The sequence below is a fragment of the Nocardiopsis eucommiae genome (genome assembly GCF_965344335.1).
Taxonomy (GTDB): domain Bacteria; phylum Actinomycetota; class Actinomycetes; order Streptosporangiales; family Streptosporangiaceae; genus Nocardiopsis; species Nocardiopsis eucommiae.
In genome coordinates this window covers 36539-59432 of sequence record NZ_CBDRIY010000029.1, presented here as the reverse complement: position 1 = coordinate 59432, position 22894 = coordinate 36539, and the positions used below count along the sequence as shown (strand labels likewise).

Below are 22894 nucleotides of genomic sequence, written 5' to 3'. Positions count from 1 at the left end.
CGCCGTCCCTCCACGATCTCCGAAACGCGCGTGCGTCGATCACTGGGACCGTCGTCGGGTCCGGACTACTAGGAACCGGCTTCTGGCCCGTCCTTCTTGTCACTCTGAAGGTTCTTCTGGCCCGGCGGTTTCGGCTTGCTCGACGCCATCGCCCGCAGTGCCCCGGCGGATCTGGTGTCTCCGGTCGTGGCCATGTGCTTCAAGGCGTCAAGAGAACCGTGTTGTGGGGCTTCGTTCGACCTGGCCGTCCCTTGCGCGGCCTGGTCGCGTATCTCGACAGGTTCCCGATTCGGCCGTGCGAACGTGGGGTCCGTACTCACACCTGCCGTGACGTTCTGCCCGTCGTAGCTCCAGCTTTTCAGGTTCTTGTCCACACTGTTCTGGATGCCGCGCTCCACGAGAACTGCCATCTCCACGGGGCCGATTCCCCCGGGAACCGGTGTGATCCGTTGCGGGAGATCGTAGGCCTCATGCCTGACGTCTCCCAGGACCTTCCCGCCAGGCTGCGGCACAAAGCCGGACTCCACGACTGCCCGGTGGTGCGGGCCGATCACATCGGGCCCGATGATCCCCGGTGACCCCGTGACGCTGATGATCACATCGCACTCACGTGCCCGCTTGAGATCGTCCCCGAGGTCCAACGCGACCGGTTCGATCCCCTTGTCCCTGAGTAGCCGCACCACTCCACTCCCCACGAACCCCTTCGAGCCGATCACGGCGACCTTGGCGCCGTCGCTGGTGAAGGGCAGAGCGACTCTCGTGATTCCGTCCGCCGTGGCACAGGCCCGCTGCTGGGACCTCTCGGCCAGCAGGCCGTCGATGTCCTTGGCGGAATCGATTTCCTGCACTCCGGACATGAGTCGGGGAGGGGCAGGCATCTGGACAATGATACCGATACTGCGAGGATCCTCGTTGGCTTTCTTGATCTCCTCGCGAAACTGGGCCAGGGAAACGTCATAGGGGAGGGCGATATCCTTGGATTCGAAGCCCTGTGCGGTGAAGTTCTTCTGTTTCTGTTCTGCGGATATTCGGGAAGCATCCAGCTTTGTCGAGGTGTCCTTGTCCAGGCCCTCGGTGGGGGTGAATCGGATGACCGAAATCGATGATCCGCTCCTGCGGATCGGATCCTGGTAGTGCTCGAGACCCTGCTTGACCTGGCTCAGGATCTTGCGTCCCTTGATGTGGTTGTCGCCTTTGCCTGGCACGTGGTCAGCTCTCCTCGCCTAGATGCTTCAACTGCGATTCCACGCTGGGCATGCCGAGTCGATTCACGAGTTCGGTCTTCTGCCTCGTGGTGAGCAGTTCACGCCCTTCGACCGGATCAGTGTAGGCAGTTCCGTTCCATCCAAGAGGGACTGTGGTGAAGGTGGAGGGGCCCAACTCCATGTAGTGATAAGAGAAGGGCCCATGGTGCGTATACCACTCGGCCGTGCTCAGCTGCTCGTGTTGAGGGAGCGCGAGGTCGTTCTGGAGGGTCTCGGCAATCTCGGGGATTCGAGCGTCCATGACTCGAGATATGGGGTTGCTCTTGATCTCCGACAGCACGAAGACCCTGGCGGAAGGGCTGGTGAAGACGTTCACAAGGCAGCGTCCGTCGCCGTGTGGGGTGGGGAACGACAGGATGAACACAGTCAGTTCGAAACCAGTCGACGTCTTCGTTTTGAGTTTCTTGCTCACGATCACTTCTGGCTCCAGAACCGGGGGCTGTGAGAGGCATCAGCGCTGAGGGGGATGCCGGAATGACTTTACTGGTGGTGGCGATGCTTTTCCAGGGCGTGGGGGGTGGGGGCGGAGGGCCAGGGCCGCATGTGGCCAATCCGTCGATGCTGGCTGACGACGTTTTCTGGGGTCGGTTGGTCGGTACCCCCGGTGCGGATTGCCCTGCGGCGGGGAAGGCCGTGCTGTTCAGGGGACATTCAAGTGTCCAGGAGCGGCCAGGGAGACAGGGCACGTTCGGCGTCCCTGGCGGCGGCGAGGAGGAGCGAGTCCTCTTGGTGTCGCGCAACGAGGTGCAGACCCACGGGCAGACCGTCCCCGGTGAGCCCGGCGGGCAGGCTCAGGGCCGGGTGCCCGGTGAGGTTGAACAACCAGGTGTAGCCCACGCTCATCACCTCGCCCGGCCCCGCGTGCGGATGGGCCCGGTTCGGGGTCGTGGGCGTGGCGAGCAGGTCCACGGAGGACAGGACGGCGTCCAGCGCGGAGAGGTCCTCGGAGGGGACACCGGCGGGGTGGCCCCGCTCCCGTCGGGCGAGCCAGGTCTCCGCGGGATCGGTGAGCGCGAGCCGGGGCACTGACACCGTCGCGCCGGAGGAACGGGCCCAGCGTCGCAGCGCCCGTTCCGCGAGCTCCACCACCTCCGGATCCGGTGCGTTGAACCCCAGGGTCGGTGACCACGCGACGCGCGGGCGCGGTGGAGTGGCCACGGGACGGCCACCGAGCACGGCGCTCCGGTACAGCTCGACGTCCGCGACCGTCCGCGCGATCGGCCCGCCGACCGTCAGCCCGGCCCGGTCCCGGGCCGGAAGCAGCCCGGTGGTCGGTTTGTAGCCGATCACCCCGCACCAGGCCGCGGGGATCCGGGTGGATCCGGCGCCGTCGCTCGCGGTCGCCAACGGGACCGCTCCCGTGGCCACCGCGACGGCTGACCCGGCGGAGGAGCCCCCGGGGACCCGATCGCCGTTCCAGGGGTTGAGCGTGGGCCCCTTGCCGTTGTCTCCCCAGGTCTTCCACGGGGTGCCGGGGCCGGGCACGGAGGTGGAACCGACCGGTACCGCACCGGCGGCGACCAACCGCCGGGCCTGGTGGGAGCCGGTCCCCTCGGAGGCCTTGACGGCCAGGGGCACCCCGGCCAGGGGCAGGTGGACACCGCCGCTGGCCACGGCCGCGTCCACCCGGGCCGCGCACTCCAGCGCCGACTCCGGCCAGACCTCGACGAAGGCGCGCAGGTGCCCGATCCGCTCGACGGCCTCCAGCGCCTCCCGTACGGTCTCGACCGCGCTCGCCTCACCACGCGTCACCCGGTCCGCGGTTTCACTCGCCGTCGGTGGTGTCTCGTTCCTCACCGAATCGAGACTAGTGCGGTCGCGACACCGAGGGGGCTGGAACGCGGCCCTTCCGGCACCCCGGTCGCACCGACGGTCTCGGTGGCTCCAAGACGTGGACGGCGTCGCAGGCGTCGCGGACGGCCGGGTCATGGGTGGCGATGACCACCGCGCGGCCCTCCCGGCTCATGTCGCGCAGGACGTCCACCACCATCGCGCCGTTGTCACCGTCCAGTGCCCCGGTCGGTTCGTCCGCGAGCACCAGGGAGGGCTGCTTGACCAGCAACCGGGCCAACGCCACACGCTGCTGTTCGCCACCGGACAGGTGGTGCGCGCGCTCCCCCTCCCGTCCGGCGAGGCCCACCCGGGCCAGCGCCGCCGAGCGGTCCGTCCGGGGTCCACGCGGGCGGGCGACGGCCAGGTTGGCCCGGACGGTCGCGTTCTCCATCAGGGCGTAGTTCTGGAAGAGGTATCCCAGGTGGTCACGGCGGAAGCGGCGCTGCCCGCGCGCGCCCAGGCGGGTGAGGTCCGTGCCCCGGAACTCGATCCGCCCGCTGGTGGGCCGGTCCAAGAGCCCCATGCAGTTGAGCAGGGTGGTCTTGCCCGAGCCACTGGCGCCGACCAGCGCGAGGAGGCGGCCCGGTTCGACGGTCAGGTCGAGGTCCCGCCACAGGACACGACGGCCGAAGGTCCGGGTCAGACCGGTCAGGGTGAGCATGCGTCTCCTTGTGGGTCGGGGTTCAGCACCGGGTGGCGCCCTCACGGACGATGCGGCGGTGGAGGAGGGCGAGCACGCCCAGGGTGAGGCCGAGCGAGGCCAGGGCGATGCCCGCCGCGTGCAACGGTTCGGCTCCGGTGACCGGAGTGCCCGGTCGTGCCGGGTCGTCCCGAGCGGACAGGCCGACGGCGGTGCTCGCCACGGCCCAGCCCACGAAGCCCACCGCGAGGACGGCCTCCGTGGACAACAGGCGGCGGTGCGTGGCCAGGAACCCCCACCCGCTGATGTGCCGGACGAAGATCTCCTGTGCCCGGGCACGCACGTGGACCACGCAGGCGGCCATGGCGGTCAGCAGGAGCACGGCGCCCGCGCCGACCAGGTTGAACGCCTCGGTGCGCAGGGCGTGCACGGCGACGGCGTGGGCTCTGCGCGCGCTGGTGCCCAGGGTCTCGACCATCGAGACGTAGCGGGCGGCCTCCGGACTCCGCGCGCGGAACGCCTCCACCACCCCGGGGTCGGGGAAGACCGTCTGTCTCGCGGACATGTGGTTGACGTAGGAGTTGTCGGACAGGATGACGCCGTTCGGCAGGGCGATGAGCAGGGGTTCGTGCAGGAGGGGCAGTGCGCCGCCGAGGCGTTCCTGCGCGCCGTAGGTGAACAGGGTCTGGTTGTCGGCGATGGGCAGGACCCGCACGTCGAACCGGTCGCCCGGGTCGCCGTTGACCTCCAGCCACCCCGTCACCCCCTCGACCAGTGGCTCGGTGGACCCGCAGACGGACGCGGGCAGGAGGACCCGCACGGTCGCGGCCGGTCCGTACCGCTTCCCGTCGGGGGAGAGGACCTCCTCCTCGGTCAGATAGGTGTCGTTGACCAGGAGCACCGGACGGTCCTGGGGCGGGGTGCCTCCGGCCGGAACGATCTCGGAGAGGCGCATCTGGACGGCCAGGACCAGGTCGCCCTCCGCGTCGGCTCTCCGCAGCCACGGGCCGAGCGTGTCGTCCACGGCCTGTTCGTCCGCCCACCCGTAGTTGGCGCTCAGCGCGGGTCGGGACGTCTGCCCGTACCGGTCGTGGAGCTCCAGGCCGAGCCGGTGGTCCCGGACCTCCCGCGCCGTGGTGACCACCGAGCCGATCAGCACGAGGGTCAGCGCGAACGCCGGGACGCGTACCAGGTAGACGGCGGCGGTGGTGCCGCGCACGGGCAGCCGCCCCTGGAGCGCGGGCAGGATGCCGGTGGTGCCGACCAGGGCCAGCACCACCGCGTGCGTGATGAGGCAGGGCAGGGCGAGCGAGGCGAGGAGGGCCAGCGCCAGCACCGTGTAGAAGCCGAGCTGCGCTCCTCCGTTGTAGAGACCGAGGAGCCCCAGCACGACCACCGCCGACACGGGCAGGACGACCGCCCACAACCGCAGTACCCCGCGCAGCTCCCCGAGGAGCAGCCGCCCGTAGGAGTGTCCCTGGAGCCGCCGGACGGCGTGGTCCCGGGAGGCGAGCAGGACCCCGGCCCCGGTGGCGGTGACCGTGGTGAGCACGGCGACGGCCACCAGGTGCCACAGGTGCCCGCCGGCGAGGAAGTGCCACAGCCGGGTCCTCTGGACGCCGGGTGCCTCGGTCAGTCCGTGCCCGGCCAGCGCCTCGCGCAGCGCGGGAGCGGCGTCCGGGGCACCGAACACCAGGTAGTAGCCGTGCGGCCCCACCTCCCGGAACTCCTCGATGGGGTGGGTCCGGACGGTGAAGGACCGGCTGAAGGACGGATACCCCTCGTCCAGCCAACGGCCGTACCGCGATCCGGGGTCGGAGACAGCCAGGTACAGGTGGGCCAACGAGGACGGGGTACGGACGTCCAGGACGCTGTAGCCGATGGCGGCGTCATGGGCGTCCGCGACCTCCCGCACCGTGCGCGCCACCTCGTCGGTGGCGTGGGTGCCGTCGCTCTGGGTGATCCACACGAGGTCCGGGTCGTCGAGCACGTGCACGGTCTGTTCGGCGGTGGCGGCCAGGAGGAAGGCGAGCAGCGCGGCGAAGGCCACGCAGGCGGTGTAGGCGAAGGAGAGGGTCCGGTTGGGCACCTGGCGGTCCTGTCAGGGAGGGAACCCCGTGGTCCCGGGAGCGGATCAGCAGCCGTCGCGCCAGTACTGCTGGTTGTTGGCCATGGCCCGTGCGGCCTCGGCTCTGGCCCAGATACCGGCCGAGGCGTTGACCCGCTCGGTGTGGGTACCCACGGCGGTGGCTCCGTGGCAGTTCTTCGGATGCAGGTAGTGGGACCGGACGAACCCCTGCCCGGGGACTCCGGTGAGGCTGCGCTCCCACACCCCGCCGCCGACGTGGGAGGTCTGGGCGAGGGCGGTTCCGGCCGCGAGGACGACGACGGTGACCACGGTGACGGACAGTCGGAGGAGGGCTTTCATCGAGGGCTCCCTGCCGGGGTCTAACAGTTGTTGCGCCAGTAGCTCTGGTTGTTTCCGTTGGCGCGCGGTGCGTTGGCGCGGGCCCACTGCCCGGCGTTTCCGTTCACCCGGACGGTGCGCGATCCCACGGCGGTGGCCCCGTGACAGGAGGAACCGTGGCGGTAATGGGAGTAGACCTCGCCGGATCCGGGAATTCCGGTGATTCCCCAGATCCATTCACCGCCGCCCACATAGGAATGAGCGGCCAGTGCGGCGGTGCCGCCGCCCAGGGCGATCCCGGCGGCGGTGAGGGCGGTGGCGAGAGCACGTGCGGCGGTGTTCACGGGGCCCCCTAGCAGCCGTTGCGGTAGTACGACTGGTTGTTGGTCCAGGCCCTGGGGGCGCTGGCGTAGGAGGTGTGTCCGGGGGCGGCGTTCCTGGAACGGTCGGTGTAGGTGCCCACCGCGGTGGACCCGTGGCAGTTGCTGGAGTGGTGGTAGTTCGAGTACACGGAGGAGACCGTGACCCCGTGGTACCAGGTGCCGCCGCCGATCCGGGTTCCGGCGAGGGCCACGCCCGCGGCCCCGGCGGTGAGACCCACGACGACGAGCACGGTGACGATTCCCTGGTTGACTGTTTTCCGCATTCGAGAACCCCGGTCCTGTCGTTCTCCGTCACATCAGAAACGGAGAATGGGAGAATTCACAGAGGAGGGAGAAGCATTGCCCCTCTGAAATCCATTACTACCGCGCCCTTGCAGGTGTTCTCCTTTTTGTGGCCGGATGCGGACACGATCCAGACAACCGCTCCGACCTGGGGTAACGGGGTTCGCGAATCGGATGTCCGGTGGTCTGTCCACAGGCTGTGGAAAGAACACCGCGAGGCCCCGACCCAGGAGGGTCGGGGCCTCGCGGGGCCGGGCGTCAGCCCCGCACGCCGTCTACGGTGGCGGTGATCCAGTCCGCGTGTGCCACAGGGTCCGTGAAGACCATCGGGCCCACGCAGAGGGGGCTCTCGTCGAAGTCGCCGTCACGGCTGACGACACCGACCAGCTCCCAGTTCCCCTCCACCTCGCGGACCAGGGGGCCGCCGGAGTCGGAGATGCACATCTGCGCCTCGTCGGTCGGGTGCTCCGAGCAGAGGTCGCCCTCGGGGTCCATCTCCGCGCAGCGGTCCGGGGAGACGACCTCGGTGTCCAGCTGCTGGAGGGTGTCCGGCTTCCCCTCCTCACCGAACTCGTCGAGCATCCCCCACCCCAGCCCGCGCACCTCGGCGCCTGGAGCGGCCGACTCCTCCCCGATGCCGACGGGGGTCTGCTCGACCGGGGAGTCCAGTCTGAGCAGCGCGAGGTCGTTGCGCAGCAGGTACTGCGAGAGCGGGTAGTCGGGATCGTCGCTGACGTCCTCCACCTCGTACTCGGGGTGGAAAACGACCTCCACGACGGTGCGCTCGCTGCCGCCCGCGTTCACGTCGGTGCTGCCCACCCGCACGGTGAGCTGCTCGGGGGCGGTGCAGTGGCCCGCGGTGAGGACCCACTCCTCGTCGACCAGCGCGCCCCCGCACAGGTGCTGGTCGTTGTCGTCGTACAGGGCCGTCACGAACTCGTACCCCTCGGTGGCGTCGACACCACCGATGACCGCGACGGCCGGTGCGGCCAGCGCGGTCGCCCCCAGGAACGCCCCTACTCCCAGTGCTCCGGCGATCGTCGTGCTCCTGCGGCTGTCCGCCATGCCAGACCTTCCGTCCCGTGTTCGCGTTCCGTCCACTCCAAGCTAGGGAGCGGAACCCTGCGGAACATCGGCCGCGGGGACCACCTGGGCGTCCGACGAAAGTACGCGCACGACGGCGCGGGGGCTACGGAAGGTCAACCCAACGGGAGGCGGGAGCCGAGAGTCAGCCCGATCCCCTCGGACTCGAACTCGACGGCGCCGATCACCCACACGCGCTCGTCGAGGTGCGTTCCCCTCTCCGTGGTGTAGCCCTCCACCGCCAGGACCCGGGAGTCGCCGTCCCCCAGAACACGGGCGGTCGATCGCGAACCGTCGGAGAACCCCAGGGGAAACGACTCCGGCAGCCGGTCGATGTCCTCGGCCGTGGTCTCGACGAACACCCGGGCTCCGGGGAACAGGTGGCTGTACCCGGCGTGGGCCGTCGTCGGACTCATACGCGCTCCCGGGAGAAGGCTGACCCCACCACACTCCCAGAACACCGCCCGCAGGCCCGCCCCCGAACCCTGCGTGTCCTCCACCCGGAACGGGCCATGGTCCTCGTCATCCGGCCTGGCCGAAGCGGGTGTTCTCGGGCACAGGTCGCTCACCCGGGCTTGTGGCACGGCGACCGGGGAAGAGCAACGGCCGGGGCGGCCGACGGGAGCTGCGCGCGTCACCCGTGGCCCGGGCGCCCCCGAACACGAGAACGGCCCCTGGCGTGCGAACCGTGTTCGCTGCTCAGGGGCCGTCTCAAAGCCGGAGCGGATGACGGGAATCGAACCGCCCACCGTGAGTGGCGTGACCTGCCAAAATACGAGAATCAGCAGGCAGTGGAACTACCCGTCACTTGTGCAAGGCGAGACGTTCACTCAGGTTGCGGCCGGTTTCGAGGTGGGCGCCACCACAGCCTGGCGGTACGTGCGCGAGACCACGGCCCTGCTCGCCGAGCAGGCACCCACCCTGGAACAGGGGCTGCGCCGTGCACGCCGCAAGGGATGGGGGTACGTGATCGTCGACGGCCCGCTCATCGCCTGCGACCGTGTCGCGGCCGACCGCCCGTTCTCTTCCGGCAAGCCCAAGCAGCACGGCATGAACGTCCAGGTCGTGGCCGCACCGGACGGGGAACCCCTGTGGACGTCGTGGTCGCTGCTCGGATCGGTGCACGACACCAGAGCCGCCCGGGTGTGGAGGATCGCCGAACGCATCAAGGCCTCGGGCCTGCTCGGCCTGGGCGACAAGGGGTACGTGGGCGTGTCGGAGACCGTGTTCTGCCCGTTCGAGGGCTGCGGCAAGCCGCAGTGGAAGAATGACGCCAACTCCGAGCACGCCAACCTGCGCAGCCTCGGGGAACGGGCATTCGCCCAGTTCAAGAACTGGGAGGTCCTACGTCGGCTGCGGTGCTGCCCGCACCGGGCCGGAGTGATCACCCGGGCCGTGCTCGTACTTCAACTCCGAGAAGCAGGATGAAAAGCGCTCAATGCTTACTCAAGCTCTGCCATACCACTGTGGTAGTAAGCAAGGCGCGTGTTGATCTCCTCACGGTGGAAGCGCTCAGGTGATTCCTCCCTGAGGGATCTTCCCAGGTCAGAGAAGAACGCACTTTCCGGAACCTCGTCGGCCCCTTCCGGAATGAACTTCAGGACCTCTTCAAGCATGACGACCGCACGCTGCATGAGGTAACGGGCCACACGGAGTTCCTCCTTCGAGAGACCCGTGACATCCACCGGGACTTCCGACGCTCCTCTGTCACTGAGCCACAGGAACTCTCCCGGATCGATGATGCGCGATGGCGTACTTCCACCGATTGCCGGGTAACGTGCTCGTTCTCTGGTCTCGAGTTCGAACTCATACCGGCCTGACCCGGAACAGCGTTCGCACTGCCCCTCGTAGACAGCGACGAACACTCCGTCACGCTTCTCCAACCAGTGATCTACCTGATCCAGGATGGGGTAATCACATGAGCACAGGTGAAGCTGTAGATAGAGGCGGGCCTCTCGGATGGATCGTGCGTACAACATGGTCGCGATACTATCGGGAATCGTCCCTGTCGACGACTGGTGTCCGGTCATGACGGTGACAGGGGATCGGTGGCCGCGCGGACCTCGATGCGCGGTGCGGAGGTGGCGACGCAATGTTCACTCGAAGGGAGCATCGTGCCCGAACGAGACCCTGAGGCGATACGGGCCGCGGCTAAGGATCGGCTCCCCCGGATCGTGAGGGAGGAGTTCGGCGAAGCCTTTCTGCAGATCGAGCAGAAACGTGAGGGTCGCCGCGAATTCTTTGCTCTCGGCGACTCGAACAACACCCCCCTCACGATCCGTGTTGACGCGGGGCCACTTCCGGACAACGAGCTCGTCCGCGTTTACGGGAACACGTCCTCGGACAACCATGTCATTCTGCTCTCCGATCAACTGGATATCAGGGACGTCGACACGGTTCTCCTTGCGAGTCTGGAGGAGCTGGAGGACAAGCGAGAGTATGCGGGACTGGTGGAGGCCGAAAGCCGAGCCGCCGCAGCCGGTCACAGCCGGGGCCTGGGACTCCGTGCGACCTCGGACATCGGCCGTCGCAGGTTGTTGCCGGAGCGTTTCCACTACGCGATGCCGGGAACCCACCCCGACGGGCGAAGGATCAGCAGGGCCGAGCTTCCCACCGCGGTGGAGCGGGCCGGGGCTGAACGCGATCGCGTGAGTCGCGGGACCCTCGAGGAACTCCGTCGCGAAGCGGCTTCCCTGCCAGCCGGGGAGTACCCGAAGCGTCCTGTCATGGTCGGCGGTGGTGCGGCCTTGGCCGCGCGTGATCCCGACCGACTCCTCGTCGATGGGCGGGGACGCTGGCACGTCGACCCGATCCAGAGAATCGTGCAGACGGCCGACCACATGGACCATCTGCGAACCACGGGCATGGGCGACCCCTACCAGTTCGCGAACCGCACCGAGCGCGTCCCTCGTCCGGCGCTGCAACTGTGGGAGAACGAGATCGCCGCCCAGGGGCCTGTGATCGACGGCATGACGCGCTTGTACTTCGATGACCGAAACAGGCTCCTGGCCGAGATTCGTCCATCCGCCGACTCGGATCCGGTGACGATCGAGGTCGAAGGCAAACCGCTGATCGCGACCGGATTCCAGCCAGAGCTGGTTCCGGGGGTCGCGAGAGGCGTGCCAACGGTTCCCGACGCCACCGACAAGATCTCGGATCACCTGTCGGCGCGATCGCATCCCCAGACAGCCGAGGTCACACAGGCCCTCGCCAGGCTTTCGGCGGGTGAGGGCTCGGCGCAGAGCGCGCTTGACACCCTGGAGTCCGCGGATGTGCTGTCGGAATTGCGAGCGTCCGATGACAAGAACGTCAGCGATGCGCTGACGACCCTCGACGCCACGGCGCACTGGGATCGCACCCGTGAACTGGACCCAGATCGGGTTCTGCTGGGCGACGAGGTTGGCGAAGGGCGCTTCGAGGCCCATGCCACTGACCACTGGCTGGTGGTCGGCATGGGAGGCACGGGCGCTTCAGTGGTTGAAGCCATCCTCCAGGAGAACCCGAACGCCCGTGTCACGATTCTGGGCGGCGAACCGGCGTTCGTGCTCCAGAACGCCGTTCAGCTCAAGGAGCTGACAGAGCGGCACGGCCCCGACGGCGACGGGCGTCTGACGAAGATCGATGGTCGGCTCTCGTCACTGGACGCGGCCACCGGACCGGATGGCCGTCTGCGGGTTCACGTGGAGGCTGTGGACACGAAGAGGGACGCTGACAACAACATCGTCCATCAGGAGAGAAAGACCGTCGAGGCGGGCGCCGTCGTCGCGTGTCTGGGCAGGGTGCCCAAGGCGCCACCCGTCCTGAACGAGGTCCTGGGCCAGGCGGTCTCGAAGGACGCGGTCGAGGGCCGGTTGATGTTCGATGACAACGGCCAGTATCTGGGTTACAACCTCTCGGTGGATGTGGGGGGCGACCAGCGCGAGTTCGAGGTCACCGGTGCCGTCTCGCGTTTGCTCCCCGCCGATGTCTTCAGCAGGGAGGACAGCGCTCGTGTCGTCGATGTCGGTGTGACCACGGTGCCGGAGGAGGCCGCCAATGTGCCAGCCGGATTCATGGGCACGGCCCTGCAGTCGGTGGCCCTGGAGGAGCACCGCGCCAAGGGCAATGACGACGGGCCGACATCCGACCCCTCCGCTGGGCCGACAGATCCGGACCCTAACGACCAACTGAGGGCAGGGCCTCCCGAAGCCCGCCATCCGGCTGAACCTGCCACTGGGGAGACTCCCCAACGGAATCCGCGTGGAGCTGGGAAAGCCGCCAACCGCAGATTGCATGGAGTTGAGAAGTACCCAGCTCCTGACACTCCCAGAAGGGAACCCCGGAAAACCAAGAATTCCCCTGAGGTTCCCAAACGGAAACATTTGGGAATCAAGGGCACTCTAGTGCCCAGAGAGAAGCCTCAGACGCCACCCGATAGACCCGTAGAGGAGACGGAGGGACATCAGAACGCGGATCCGGAGAATACGGCGAGGACTTCGAGCGCGATTTGGGAAACCGTCAAGCCGTCGTTCGAATCGTGGGCTCGGCGGCGGTCCCATTGGGGGCAGTACGACGACCAGCATGGTTACGATCGGAGTCCGCCGGTCGGCTCAGTGATGATGCCCAAGATGGCGCCAGGTCCCTACGAGAAGCTGCTGCACCCGGACACGGTTGAGGCGTACGCGCGCGATCTGGAACAGTCCGGGAAGGGTCACCAGGGGCCCACGAAGTAGTGACTGACAGGCCGCCCCTCAGTGCTCCGGGAACGTGAACGGTCAGGTGCTCGAAAATATCGAGCGACCTGGCTGTCTGCGTGTCTGGAACGGACAACGGGAATCGAACAGCCCAAAGCCACCGGAGTGACCTGCCCAAACCCGAGGATCCCCAGAAGCGGCACTGCCCGTCACTTCGTTGCCCTTAGTTTCACAGGCTCATGCCCTCGGACTACGGGAGCACCTGGAGGTTGATCGTGGGATGCTCGCTCAGCTCCAGGAGATGTTCGAGCTGGGTGCGCTCACCTTGTTACCGTCGATCTGGCAGGTGAGGACGGGTTCGTCGATCACCCACCACATCTGTAAACCGGACGTATGACGGGAGTTGGGCACGTCATCTGCGGCCCCGTGCACCCGCCGGTGCACCCTGAACACGAAGACGGCCCCTGGTGTGCGAACCGTGTTCGCTGCTCAGGGGCCGTCTCGAAGTGGAGCGGATGACGGGAATCGAACCCGCGTTATCAGCTTGGGAAGCCGAGAACGCCTCTGGCGGCTGACCTTGCACTTCACCTACCTGCGAGGATACGGCCCGTTTGCCCGCGATTCCCCGTGGTTCCCCACCATTGACCGCCCCGTGTGGCACGCATGTGGCACGGCTCGGATGGGATGAGGGCTGGTCCTGTGGTTCGTTCACGCTTGCGCTCACCACGGCCCTAGTAACCCCAGGAGAGAGCAACCACGGTTCCGATCCCGCATGGGTTCTGGCGCGAACGGTCGTATCCCGGCACGTCCTGCATCGCGCCAGGTTCCATGCGGGCCCGGGGGTCCAGGGGACAGCCCTCTGGTACCACAGTCCCAGACGAAAAACCTGTTTCCCTTGAAAGTCGCACTACCCTGGGGCAATGCGTGCCAATAATGTTAAGATCATGAATAATAATCGCCGTGTCATCGGTATCTTCGGTGACTGATGGAATAATTAGAATTGAGGAGTCATGACTCAAGAGCCCCAAGGGGAAGAAGGCTGGTCTTTTGAATTGGGCATTTGGCAGCGGTTGTTAGCTGCATTGGTTGGCGTTGTTTCTGGCCTGACTGGCGCATATGCTGTGTTTGTTTCGGCCAATCAGGCTGGCACGGCTATTTTATTGCTTGCTTCAGTAGCTTTCTTGCTGATTGGAATTCAGGGAACTCCGCTGTCGACGTTCGGCTCCGGGGAGTACCAAATAGTATGGAAGAAATTTAGGCGGAAAATCGAAGAACAGGCTGTCCAAGCTCACGAAGCGGGGCAGTCCGAGTTGGCTCGTGTTCTAACGGACTATGCTCGGGATCCAAGTGGGTATTCCCCTCATAATGCCAGAATCCTACGGGCTATTGACTACGAGAAGCGTGTCGGGGAAGCCCTGAAAAGAATTCTTCCGAATGGGGCAGTTGTAAGTTCGATAGATGTGAGATCGCCTTTTGATTTTGTAGTCCACCGCAAAGAAGGCAATGATGTCGGAGTCATTGCAAAGCACCTGAAAGAGCCCAATTCCTTAAGGGATTTCGCGAGGCGGTTTGTAGGCTACCTTCCTGGTGCGGGATTCAGTAAGGTAGTCGTCATTACGAATTTGTCTGTCCCTCAGCGCATGGTTGAGCGCTTTCGTAGTGAGAAACCTTCGACCGTCGATATTGATATCGTCACATGGAATTCAGAGATTGATGATGGTATGGTTTTGAACGCTGTCGGTGACTAGCTATCAGATGTGCTAAGTAAAAACGGAAAGTTGTCTCTTTTTCTTCATTGGGTGAGCCGGAGGAAAGCAGGCGCCAGTAGCCACGGTCCAGGAAGGCAGGTGCTGTCCGCTCCTACTGTGAGTCCGACGTCGGTGCTCCGCTATCTTCTGGCTTCCGACCGAGCGAGGGACCGGGCGTCAGCCCGCGCCCTCGCTCGGTCGGGGCCCGCGATGGCGCTTGCGCCGTCGCCTTGATACCGGTCACTGGTCCTGCTGGCGACGTTCGGCAGTATGCGGTGGGGCGAGCTGGCCGGTCTGCGGCGTCGGCACCTGGACTTGGACGCTCGGACGGTGCGGGTGCGCGAGACCGTCTCGGACGTGGGCGGGCTGTACAAGGGCAAGCCCAAGTCCAAGGCGGGGTACCGGACCGTCTCCCTGCCGGAGCTGATCGTTCCGGACCTGCGGCGCCACCTGGACGAGTTCGCTGCCCCCGGACCGAACGGTTTCGTGTTCGTGGGTGTGCGCGGCAACCAGCTTCGCCGGGGCAACTTCTCGAAGTACTGGGCGGACGCCTGTGCGGCCGTGGGCCTGGAGGACGTTCACCTCCATGACCTCCGGCACACCGGGAACACCTACGCGGCTGAGGCCGGGGCGTCCGTGCGGGAGCTGATGCGGCGGATGGGGCACTCCAGCACACGGGCGGCGATGATCTACCTCCACGCGCGACGAGCGGGAGCGGGAGATCGCGGACCGGTTGGGGGAGAGGGCTGCCGAGGAGCTAAGGGCCAACGGGACGGACGGGTCCAAGCCCGGGGACGAGGGCGAGGACGACGGCGACGATCCGCCGTACGCGGATGTCTCCGCCCACCGCCAGCCCGCCGACCTGCACAGATACGAGAATCCCCAGGCCGCGTCGCTGCGCCTCACTCGGTTGCCCCCGGTTCCCCCGCGTTGCACCGGCCCCCGTCCACCCTCCGGGTGCACGACCTTTGCCGTTTTGGTGCACCCTAACGGGTGCACCGTAGGTTGAATCACGCCATCTGGGCACTGCATGTAGCGGGCGGGAAGGATGCGATATAAGCTCCACGCGACTCATCGGCCCGGAGGGCCAAAAATGCTTTTCATGAACGACCTCGCATTTCTCCGACCTGCGAGGATGCGATCCGAATCCCCATAATCCCCTGTGGTGTTCCATATCGCCCTCCTCGTGTGGCACACTGGTGCTCATCTGTCCTATTTTTGGGCCGTACTAATCAGCGCACGCGATCTCAACTTTGATGTATCGTTCGACAGCTCCGCGAACCTGTCGCGCGCCTGTGTGAAGTGTCTTTTATTGATTCTTCAATAGAGGATGGCTGGTCTCTATTGATCAAGGAAATGTCAGCCCATCGCTGTAGCTGTTTTAGGATGATCAAACCGCAGATTCATGGCAATCTTGACAAGGAACGGAAGTGGATTTAATGCCGATTCGAAATGTGGCATACCTGTCGGAGAGGAAAGTGGAGATGGAATTCACTCATGTTTCGGGGGAGCTCTCCTTGTCCAAGATTGATGCGAAACTAAATATGGCCGTGTTGGCCTCTGGTGTTGAGTTCGGCAAGGAGGGAGGATTCGGCCACGCGCTGCATGTAAAGCTAGAGGCACTCATTGATCATCTCGGTGCACTCGCGTTCGATTTCGGAGATTCTGACGTAAAACTGGGTTCCTGGATTAGATTTGATTTGACTTTCGACTACGCTACAGGCCATCGCGACAGTAGTCCTGGCGCTCCGAATGATCTGATTTTCTTTGCGGGTTCTGAATTCTCTTCTGTTGGTCCCCCTGTGAAACTGTTGCTTTGTGGTAGTTCGCGCCATGCACGCTTGCTTCGAAGTGAGCCGCTGGGTCATAAGGATGAGCATGACCGTGGCCACGTTGGTTCTAATACCGACTGGATCGATGATGTGGTTATGCAGATTGAGAGGGATGAATCAGAGAAGCGAACTATAACTCCGAAAATCCGCTCACGAATGACGGAGTCCGAACAAAGGAGGGAGCACTATGACTGGGTTGCTCAACAAGTTCACAGGATCACGGTTCAGGATCATCCTCCTGCGCAGACTGCCGACCTTAAAGGTCTGGCGCAAGTGCTCTGGATTGCTCCTAATGAATATATTGGTTCTGTTGTTCTGGCGACGCCGCTATATTTGGAATATTCTCACAAGAAAAAAAGCTTTCGTGAGCGAATGCGTCGTCGGTTTCGGAGTATCTAGGTGCTCAATCTGTGGGGTGGGGTTAATCACGTCGATAGTCTTTGGAATGAGCTATTGAAGGCGTGGGAAGATCATAGATTTAATTGCATTGGGGGAGTAATCAGAGGAAGTGGGAATGTAGGCTGCCCATCGCTAGCAGTTGGTCTGAGCGCTGTCACGCAGCGCGCTCTATGACAGTCGCGTCGTGCTCTACTGTGCCGGTGTGAGTACTCAATGGACGATCCACGGCGAGAAGCTGGTGGACGAGAATCGGCACATCCGACTGTCTACGGTCGACATCACCCTCCCGGACGGGGTGTCCTTCACGCAGTACGTCGTGGCGATGCCCCCGGCCGCGATGACGTTGGTGGTCAACGACCAGCGCGAAGTGCTCCTGATGCGTCGGCACCGGTTCATCATCGACCGATGGGTGTGGGAGCTGTCGGGCGGATACGTGGACGGCGCCGAGGACATCGAGGCCGCGGCTGCGCGTGAGGTCGAGGAGGAGACTGGGTGGCGTCCCCGCTCGATGGAGCACATGGTGACCTTCCAGCCCGCGATCGGCTCGGTGGACCAACCCCAGATCATCTACCTGGCACGCGGTGCTGACCTGACCGACACCCCTCCGGACATCAACGAAGCCCAGGAGATCCGCTGGTGGTCTCTGGAGGAGGCCGTGAAGATGATTGAACGAGGTGAGATCGTCGGTGCGTCCACGGTCGTTGCGGTGTACCGGGCGCTCACTCTGGTGTGACAGCTTCCCTGGCGCACGGTGAACTCCTCGACAGTGGGCGAGCTTTAATGGGAGCGGAGGCGGTGGCCCAAGCGGCGTAGGTAGGACAGGGCTCTACGGGATTGCAACCCCTCGACCAGATCCAGGGCCTGGTCACCTACTCGAACGGCCTCCACAGGTTCATTAGGGGCATGAGCGGTGGCGAGCATCAGCAGGTTGAACGTGCGGCCGCGGACGTAGTCGGTGTTCATCTCCAGGGAGCGTTCCGCGTACGCGGCGGTCTGGGTGTCGTCGTTCAGTGCGAGGAAGCAGTGCGCGACCTTGGCCGCGAGGTAAGCCTCATCGAAGTAGGCCAGCCACTCCGGAGGATCGGGATCCTCGGCCTCGAACGCCTTCACCCCTGCGCGCAGGGAGGCCGAGGTCGCTCGGTGATCGGTCAGGCCCGCGTGGCCGTGGGCCTCGATGAGGTGGCACTCGGCCATGAGGGCTGTATGCCCGGTGCGGGTGGCTGCTGATTGGGCTGCTCGCGCGAGGTCCACGGCTTCGGCGGATCGGCCGATGTAGGTGGCCTGGTGGCCCATGGCGGCGAGGATCTCGGTGCACAGGCCGTCGTCCTGTGCGGTCTTGGCCATGCGCAGGGCCTGTACCAGGTATCGCTGGGCCAGGCCGTGCTGTTCGCAGTCGTAAGCCATCCACCCCACGGTCTTGGTGAGTTCGGCCGCCGCTGAGAACAGCTCTCGCCCGATCTCTTCGGTGTAGGTGCCGTGGAGGAGCGGGGTGACGTTGGCGTCGAGGTACTGCACGACGGTGCTGCGGATGCGACCCCCGCCCACGCGGTTGTCGAGGTCGCGGAAGGCCCGGGTCATTTGCCGGATGGCGGCGATCTCAGGGCGTCCGACCCGGGTTCGGCCCCGGTGCGCGGGGCCAGGGGAGGGCGGATGGGTGAGCCATCGTGTGGTGGCGCTCGGGTAAGCGGCGGGGGAGTAGCCGCCGAGCAGCACACGGCGGCGTTCGACGTCGGCCCGGTACAGCTGCCCAGCGGTGGAGATACCCGTGGTCCAGGAGAGCGGGAACTCCAGGGAGCGCTCGTCCCCGCCGGGCAGGCCGCACTCTTGCAGGCTGACGGATCGCCCCAGGGCCTCCGAGAGAACTCCGGAGATCAGTGCGGGGACCGGTTGCTGTGGACGTTCCCCTTCCAGCCAGCGGCGCACGCTGTTGTGGTCGTAGGACAGGGAGAGCCCCAGCTCGTCACCGCGCGAGACCACTCGGCGGGCGAGGCCTTTGGCGGGCATACCTGACTCGTCGAGGAGCTGCGCGAGTTGGGTGTTCGGCTGGGGGGTGCGCGGCACGGCGTCTCCACAGTGTTTCCGCGGTGTCCGGGGGGAGTGCAGTGTGGCACGCCCCCGACCTGTGGGGAACGAAGTCGCGAAAACGCACGCCCCCTGTGCACTCCTTCAGCTTGGGCTCACGCACGAACCCCGAGGCCGAGCCTTCTCGGCAAAGGCTCCCCGACGAGACGGTGGGATCTGCCCGAAGCCGCAGAAGAGGAAAGGGAACAGGCATGACGACCACACTCGCTCCGTTCACGGTGGAGCTGCCCGACCACCGCTTCGACCCCCGCTGGGAACGCCTGCCCGGAATCACGGTGGACGGCCCCACGCTCAGTGTTCAGCCCGAGGACTACTTCTTCCGCCTGGAGTCCACCGGTTGGCGGGTCATCGACTGGCAGACCGTCACCGACCGGATGCTGCCCCTGGAGGAGTCCTCCGACGAGGCCCTGGAACAGAAGGCGCTGCGGTTCATCGAGGACCACGTTCGCATCACCCACGACCCCGCCGAGGTCCTGGGGATCGCCTGGAAGGTCTACAGCTACCTCTTCCGCACCGAACACCTGCCCACCTTGGACGTCCCCGGGATCACCGCCGAACACCTGAGGATCCTGGCGGAGGTATCCACGCTCACCGCGCTCAACAAGGTAGACGCCGACGGCCGGATCTCCGTGGTCGGCCCCGCCTGGTTCTTCGGCGATACCGCACGCGTGGTCTACGACCTGGACGAGCCCACCGTGCAAGCTTTGGACGAGGTCTTCCACGGCGGCCTGTTCAACGAGAACCGCAGGATCGAGTCGATCAAGGCCCACACCGCCCTGGGCGGCCGACTAGTGCACGGCTGCCAGTCCACCCCCTCCCAGAAGGGTGGTGTGGTCGCGGCCTACGGCACCCCCATGGGCCGCTTCCGTGACGAACTCGCCCAGTTCCGCGACCAGTGGATCCAGGCCGTGCGCTCCTACGGCTCCACCACCTGAACACACAGGCCCGCCGGGGCCCCACGGCCCCGGCGCTTCGAACGAGAGAAGGGGAGTGTTCGTGCACACCCAGGACATCGACTGGCTGCGCCAGGAGGTCACCGGCGCGGCAGGCTTCGACAACACTTCGACGGAGGTCCTGCACAGCTGGGCACTCTCGCACGTCGAACGCCTCGAATCCCCTGAGGGTGGGACGGTGATTTTCAAGTGCGCCAGTGAACCCTTCACACATGAGGACGAGGCCCTCATCGCCGCCCGCCAGGCCGGGGTCGACGTCCCCCGGGTGCTCACCTCCACCAGAGGCGGCACCACCTTGGGCATGGTCCTGGAGGACCTGGGCCAACCCTGCCGCCAGGCCGGTGATGACGACGGGGTCACCGCAGCTCGGCAACTGCACTCGGCCGCTGTCCCCGACTTTCTCTCACCCGGAGACACCGACTGGCTGGCCTCACTGCCCGGCCGGGCCCTGCGCACCCTGACCGTGCTGCACGAGAACAACCGCTGGGCCGACACCGCCGACCTCGAAACCGCTCTGAGGTCGCTGGAGAAGGCGGCACCGGCCAGGGCACAGGGTGCCACGTTGGCCCCGTTCGGGTGGGTGCACTCCGAATTCCACCCCACCAGCCTGATCATCGGCCCGGACCGGGTGCACATGTACGACCTCGCCCGCGCATTCCACGGGCCCGGCCTGCTCGACCTGGCCTCCTGGCACGGCACCATCGACCCCGCCGACCCTGACCGCACCCGCGCCCTGCTCGAACGCTACGTCCAGGCCGGAGGGCCCGAGGAAACCCTGGCTGATCGGGGCGGGCTGTCCGCTCAGGACTGGGCGCTGGGCTGGCACCGGGTGTGGATCGTCGAGTGGTACCTCGCCCAGGCCGCGCTGTGGATCGCCCATGAACCCGATGACCACATGTACGCCCGGGTCGTGCGCACGCATATCGAAGAAGCGGCCCGGCTCCTCAACGTCTGACGGGATGTGTGATGACAGCCAACCCTCCGTACCTGCTCAACGACATCGACGGGGTCCTCAACCCCTTCCCCGGGCCCGGAGGCTCACTCCCACCCGACTACCGGCCCCACCGGGTCGACCTCAACGGCACCGACGTGCCGGTATGGCTGAACCCGGACCACGGTTCGTGGATCACCGAGCTCCACTCCACGGGCCTGGTCCGCCCGATCTGGGCCACCAGTTGGCAGAGCGCGGCCGCGTGCACCATCGGCCCCCGGCTCGGCCTCGCCACCTACCCGCACATCGACCTCGGCCCCACCAGGCAGCTCACCCGACACCCCAACGGCTACCTGTGGAAACGCGACGCCGTCGCCACCTGGGCCGCGCAGGCGCCCCTCGTGTGGATCGACGACGACTTCGCCCACCCCGACCACGAGTGGGCCCGCCAGCGATCCCTGAACGGGGTGCCCACCCTGCTGATCCAACCCGACCCCTACCAAGGCCTGCGGCGCGCCCACATCGACGCGGTGCGGACCTGGGCCCTGGCCATCGCACGGAACGTACGCACGAACGGAGACCGCGATGACGTCGCCGCCCGCACTCCACCCCTGGCGGCCGCTGCGCACACCCCAAGGAGCGAAGGTTCCCATTGACGAGGACCTGGTTCCGCTCATCACCAGGCTCTGGCAACTCGGCATCCGCACCCGGTCGAGCTGTCAGGACTACGGGGCCATGCTGGCCGCCTCACCGCCCGGACTCGCGGCGGGAGATCGCCGGTGGATCGACTTCTGCGCGGACCGGGCTTGGCTGGAGCTGGAGGCCGAGGACGCCGAACACCTGGTGGGCCTGCTCAGCCGAGACTCCGAGCTCCGCTTGGCCCTGTCCCAGTGGGGACTCGCCGAGTCCTGGTGGTGCGTCCGCCCGCTACTGCCCGAGCTCATCGGTGGCCGAGGCAGGAGGGCTCCCAGCGCGCATCTTCTCTTCCCCCGTGAGCACGTGGAACGGGTGGTGAACGTACTCCGCGAGGCCGGATGAAGGGAAGCCGGGAGGGGATCTGGGGCCGCTCGTCCTTCGGGACGGGTGGCCGTCCCGGCGTCGGTCAGGCTTCGGGGCGAAACGCGCGTCACGGACACGGGCTGTACCGGCTGCCCAGGAGCGGTTTCCGCCCCCGGTGGGTACTGCTGCGCGAACTGATGCGGCGGATGGGCCACTCCAGTACGAGGGCCGCGGTGATCTACCTTCACGCGCGCGACAAACGTGAACGCGAGATCGCGGACAAGCTGGGGGCCGCCGAGGCTGAGTGCCAACGGGTCGGCGGGGGACGGGGACGAGGACGACGGCGACGCTCGCGGGTGTCCCCGCCTGAACCTCACCCCGGACAGGCGTGTGGCACGTGTGTGGCACGGCGACCGGCTCACACCCCTAGAAAAGCAAACGGCCAGGTGTTCGAAAAACCTCGAACGACCTGGCCATCTGTGTGTCTGGAGCGGATGACGGGAATCGAACCCGCGTTATCAGCTTGGGAAGCTGAAGTTCTACCATTGAACTACATCCGCGTCGGGTGGCCCGAGGGGCTCTCCAACGCTGGCTATCCTAGCCCAACTCTGGGCCCGGTAGGCAAGTCGGCGGGGTGCCGGGTGCTGCCCTCGGCCCGTTCTCGCAGGCGGTAGGTTCGGAGCGTGCTGCTCTCCGATCGCGATATCAGGTCAGAAATCGACTCCGGGCGGGTCCGGATCGATCCCTTCGAACCCTCTCTCGTCCAGCCGTCGAGTATCGACGTCCGCCTCGACCGGTTCTTCCGGGTCTTCGAGAACCACAAGTACCCCCACATCGACCCCTCGGTGGAGCAGCCGGACCTGACCCGGCTCGTCGAGACCGACGGGGAGGAGGCCTTCATCCTCCACCCCGGTGAGTTCGTGCTGGCGTCGACCTACGAGGTGGTGACCCTCCCGGACGACATCGCGAGCCGGTTGGAGGGCAAGAGCTCCCTCGGGCGGCTGGGCCTGTTGACCCACTCCACGGCGGGGTTCATCGACCCCGGGTTCTCCGGGCACGTCACCCTGGAGCTCTCCAACGTGGCCACCCTGCCGATCAAGCTCTACCCGGGCATGAAGATCGGCCAGCTGTGCATGTTCAGGCTGACCTCCCCGGCCGAGCGTCCGTACGGCTCGGCGGCCTACGGCTCCCGTTACCAGGGGCAGCGCGGTCCCACGCCGTCGCGGTCGCACCAGAACTTCGCGCGTACCCGGATCGTCGAGGCCTAGGAGGGGCGGTCTCCTCTGGTCGGGCGAAAACCCTTACGGTACGGTTATGTACTGACACGTTCTGTCGCATTGCGCACATGTCGCTGAAACGTGATCCGAGTCACCATGAAATGGGC

The 22894-nt window shown here is 66.0% G+C and carries 22 protein-coding genes, 1 tRNA gene and 1 pseudogene; 11 read left to right on the top strand and 13 right to left on the bottom strand.

Going from position 1 to position 22894, the window contains the following annotated elements; all coding sequences use genetic code 11:
- Positions 1–68: 68 nt before the first annotated feature.
- The 10 genes from ACRWK8_RS18660 to ACRWK8_RS18615 form a co-directional block, all read right to left on the bottom strand.
- On the bottom strand, positions 69–1205 hold the full coding sequence (locus ACRWK8_RS18660) for a tetrahydrofolate dehydrogenase/cyclohydrolase catalytic domain-containing protein (RefSeq protein WP_431871839.1): 1137 nt from the start codon (positions 1203–1205) through the stop codon (positions 69–71).
- A gap of 4 nt (positions 1206–1209) precedes the next feature.
- Positions 1210–1677 (bottom strand): hypothetical protein, encoded by a 468-nt coding sequence (locus tag ACRWK8_RS18655; protein ID WP_431871837.1) that lies wholly within the window; start codon positions 1675–1677, stop codon positions 1210–1212.
- Positions 1678–1916: 239 nt separating this feature from the next.
- Complete coding sequence (locus tag ACRWK8_RS18650; RefSeq protein ID WP_431871835.1) at positions 1917–3017, bottom strand: amidase; 1101 nt, start codon at positions 3015–3017, stop codon at positions 1917–1919.
- Between the two features lie 55 nt (positions 3018–3072).
- Positions 3073–3759 (bottom strand): ABC transporter ATP-binding protein, encoded by a 687-nt coding sequence (locus tag ACRWK8_RS18645; RefSeq protein ID WP_431871833.1) that lies wholly within the window; start codon positions 3757–3759, stop codon positions 3073–3075.
- Between the two features lie 22 nt (positions 3760–3781).
- Positions 3782–5827 carry a hypothetical protein gene (locus ACRWK8_RS18640; protein ID WP_431871831.1) on the bottom strand — a complete coding sequence of 682 codons (2046 nt, stop codon included), beginning with the start codon at positions 5825–5827 and terminating at the stop codon, positions 3782–3784.
- 45 nt (positions 5828–5872) lie between these two features.
- Positions 5873–6166, bottom strand: a complete 294-nt coding sequence (locus ACRWK8_RS18635) for a lactococcin 972 family bacteriocin (protein ID WP_378735895.1) — start codon at positions 6164–6166, stop codon at positions 5873–5875.
- Positions 6167–6186: 20 nt separating this feature from the next.
- Complete coding sequence (locus ACRWK8_RS18630) at positions 6187–6489, bottom strand: lactococcin 972 family bacteriocin (RefSeq protein WP_352388593.1); 303 nt, start codon at positions 6487–6489, stop codon at positions 6187–6189.
- A gap of 8 nt (positions 6490–6497) precedes the next feature.
- The gene (locus ACRWK8_RS18625; protein ID WP_352388595.1) at positions 6498–6791 is read right to left on the bottom strand and encodes a lactococcin 972 family bacteriocin; all 294 of its coding nucleotides are present in this window, start codon (positions 6789–6791) and stop codon (positions 6498–6500) included.
- A gap of 277 nt (positions 6792–7068) precedes the next feature.
- Positions 7069–7875: a S1 family peptidase gene (locus ACRWK8_RS18620; protein ID WP_431871828.1), complete on the bottom strand. Its 807-nt coding sequence runs from the start codon at positions 7873–7875 to the stop codon at positions 7069–7071.
- 134 nt (positions 7876–8009) lie between these two features.
- A complete protein-coding gene (locus ACRWK8_RS18615) occupies positions 8010–8309 on the bottom strand; it encodes a hypothetical protein (RefSeq protein WP_431871826.1) in 300 nt (99 codons plus the stop codon).
- 436 nt (positions 8310–8745) lie between these two features.
- On the opposite strand from ACRWK8_RS18615, the gene ACRWK8_RS18610 reads away from it, so the two are divergent.
- Positions 8746–9321 carry a transposase family protein gene (locus tag ACRWK8_RS18610; RefSeq protein ID WP_431871824.1) on the top strand — a complete coding sequence of 192 codons (576 nt, stop codon included), beginning with the start codon at positions 8746–8748 and terminating at the stop codon, positions 9319–9321.
- 14 nt (positions 9322–9335) lie between these two features.
- Here ACRWK8_RS18610 and ACRWK8_RS18605 read toward each other — a convergent pair whose 3' ends face one another.
- Positions 9336–9872 carry a hypothetical protein gene (locus tag ACRWK8_RS18605; RefSeq protein ID WP_431871822.1) on the bottom strand — a complete coding sequence of 179 codons (537 nt, stop codon included), beginning with the start codon at positions 9870–9872 and terminating at the stop codon, positions 9336–9338.
- A 135-nt stretch (positions 9873–10007) separates the two neighbouring features.
- Between ACRWK8_RS18605 and ACRWK8_RS18600 the strand changes: the two genes are divergently transcribed.
- The 5 genes and pseudogenes from ACRWK8_RS18600 (at position 10008) to ACRWK8_RS18580 (ending at position 17278) form a co-directional block, all read left to right on the top strand.
- Positions 10008–12605, top strand: coding sequence for a hypothetical protein (locus ACRWK8_RS18600; RefSeq protein ID WP_431871820.1), 2598 nt, complete (start codon positions 10008–10010; stop codon positions 12603–12605).
- Positions 12606–13576: 971 nt separating this feature from the next.
- On the top strand, positions 13577–14314 hold the full coding sequence (locus ACRWK8_RS18595; RefSeq protein ID WP_431871818.1) for a hypothetical protein: 738 nt from the start codon (positions 13577–13579) through the stop codon (positions 14312–14314).
- A 234-nt stretch (positions 14315–14548) separates the two neighbouring features.
- A pseudogene (locus ACRWK8_RS18590) lies at positions 14549–15146 on the top strand (tyrosine-type recombinase/integrase); the annotation flags it as partial.
- A 607-nt stretch (positions 15147–15753) separates the two neighbouring features.
- Positions 15754–16545, top strand: a complete 792-nt coding sequence (locus ACRWK8_RS18585) for an SAVMC3_10250 family protein (RefSeq protein WP_431871863.1) — start codon at positions 15754–15756, stop codon at positions 16543–16545.
- Positions 16546–16747: 202 nt separating this feature from the next.
- The gene (locus tag ACRWK8_RS18580) at positions 16748–17278 is read left to right on the top strand and encodes an NUDIX hydrolase (protein ID WP_431871814.1); all 531 of its coding nucleotides are present in this window, start codon (positions 16748–16750) and stop codon (positions 17276–17278) included.
- A 44-nt stretch (positions 17279–17322) separates the two neighbouring features.
- On the opposite strand, the gene ACRWK8_RS18575 is transcribed toward ACRWK8_RS18580, so the two are convergent.
- Positions 17323–18606, bottom strand: a complete 1284-nt coding sequence (locus tag ACRWK8_RS18575; protein WP_431871869.1) for an NsdA family TPR-like regulatory protein — start codon at positions 18604–18606, stop codon at positions 17323–17325.
- A gap of 212 nt (positions 18607–18818) precedes the next feature.
- Between ACRWK8_RS18575 and ACRWK8_RS18570 the strand changes: the two genes are divergently transcribed.
- From ACRWK8_RS18570 to ACRWK8_RS18555, 4 genes are all read left to right on the top strand, one after another.
- Positions 18819–19562, top strand: a complete 744-nt coding sequence (locus tag ACRWK8_RS18570) for a hypothetical protein (protein ID WP_431871812.1) — start codon at positions 18819–18821, stop codon at positions 19560–19562.
- A 61-nt stretch (positions 19563–19623) separates the two neighbouring features.
- Complete coding sequence (locus ACRWK8_RS18565; protein ID WP_378735911.1) at positions 19624–20535, top strand: aminoglycoside phosphotransferase/kinase family protein; 912 nt, start codon at positions 19624–19626, stop codon at positions 20533–20535.
- A gap of 11 nt (positions 20536–20546) precedes the next feature.
- Positions 20547–21167, top strand: coding sequence for an HAD domain-containing protein (locus ACRWK8_RS18560; RefSeq protein ID WP_378735913.1), 621 nt, complete (start codon positions 20547–20549; stop codon positions 21165–21167).
- Positions 21097–21549 (top strand): hypothetical protein, encoded by a 453-nt coding sequence (locus ACRWK8_RS18555; RefSeq protein ID WP_431871810.1) that lies wholly within the window; start codon positions 21097–21099, stop codon positions 21547–21549. The genes ACRWK8_RS18560 and ACRWK8_RS18555 overlap by 71 nt, the downstream gene beginning before the upstream one ends.
- A 447-nt stretch (positions 21550–21996) precedes the next feature.
- Here ACRWK8_RS18555 and ACRWK8_RS18550 read toward each other — a convergent pair.
- Positions 21997–22070: transfer RNA gene (locus ACRWK8_RS18550), tRNA-Gly, on the bottom strand.
- A 123-nt stretch (positions 22071–22193) separates the two neighbouring features.
- Here ACRWK8_RS18550 and dcd point away from each other — a divergent pair.
- On the top strand, positions 22194–22778 hold the full coding sequence (dcd, locus tag ACRWK8_RS18545; RefSeq protein ID WP_378735919.1) for a dCTP deaminase: 585 nt from the start codon (positions 22194–22196) through the stop codon (positions 22776–22778).
- The last annotated feature ends 116 nt before the right edge of the window (positions 22779–22894 follow it).

Bases quoted from the DNA above. Each gene is read 5' to 3' on its own strand.
- ACRWK8_RS18585 (WP_431871863.1), top strand. From the start codon at position 15,754: ATGCCGATTCGAAATGTGGCATACCTGTCGGAGAGGAAAGTGGAGATG.
- ACRWK8_RS18555 (WP_431871810.1), top strand. From the start codon at position 21,097: ATGACGTCGCCGCCCGCACTCCACCCCTGGCGGCCGCTGCGCACACCC.
- ACRWK8_RS18605 (WP_431871822.1), bottom strand. From the start codon at position 9,872: ATGTTGTACGCACGATCCATCCGAGAGGCCCGCCTCTATCTACAGCTT.
- ACRWK8_RS18595 (WP_431871818.1), top strand. From the start codon at position 13,577: ATGACTCAAGAGCCCCAAGGGGAAGAAGGCTGGTCTTTTGAATTGGGC.
- ACRWK8_RS18560 (WP_378735913.1), top strand. From the start codon at position 20,547: ATGACAGCCAACCCTCCGTACCTGCTCAACGACATCGACGGGGTCCTC.
- ACRWK8_RS18635 (WP_378735895.1), bottom strand. From the start codon at position 6,166: ATGAAAGCCCTCCTCCGACTGTCCGTCACCGTGGTCACCGTCGTCGTC.
- ACRWK8_RS18615 (WP_431871826.1), bottom strand. From the start codon at position 8,309: ATGAGTCCGACGACGGCCCACGCCGGGTACAGCCACCTGTTCCCCGGA.
- ACRWK8_RS18645 (WP_431871833.1), bottom strand. From the start codon at position 3,759: ATGCTCACCCTGACCGGTCTGACCCGGACCTTCGGCCGTCGTGTCCTG.
- ACRWK8_RS18625 (WP_352388595.1), bottom strand. From the start codon at position 6,791: ATGCGGAAAACAGTCAACCAGGGAATCGTCACCGTGCTCGTCGTCGTG.
- ACRWK8_RS18620 (WP_431871828.1), bottom strand. From the start codon at position 7,875: ATGGCGGACAGCCGCAGGAGCACGACGATCGCCGGAGCACTGGGAGTA.
- ACRWK8_RS18570 (WP_431871812.1), top strand. From the start codon at position 18,819: ATGACGACCACACTCGCTCCGTTCACGGTGGAGCTGCCCGACCACCGC.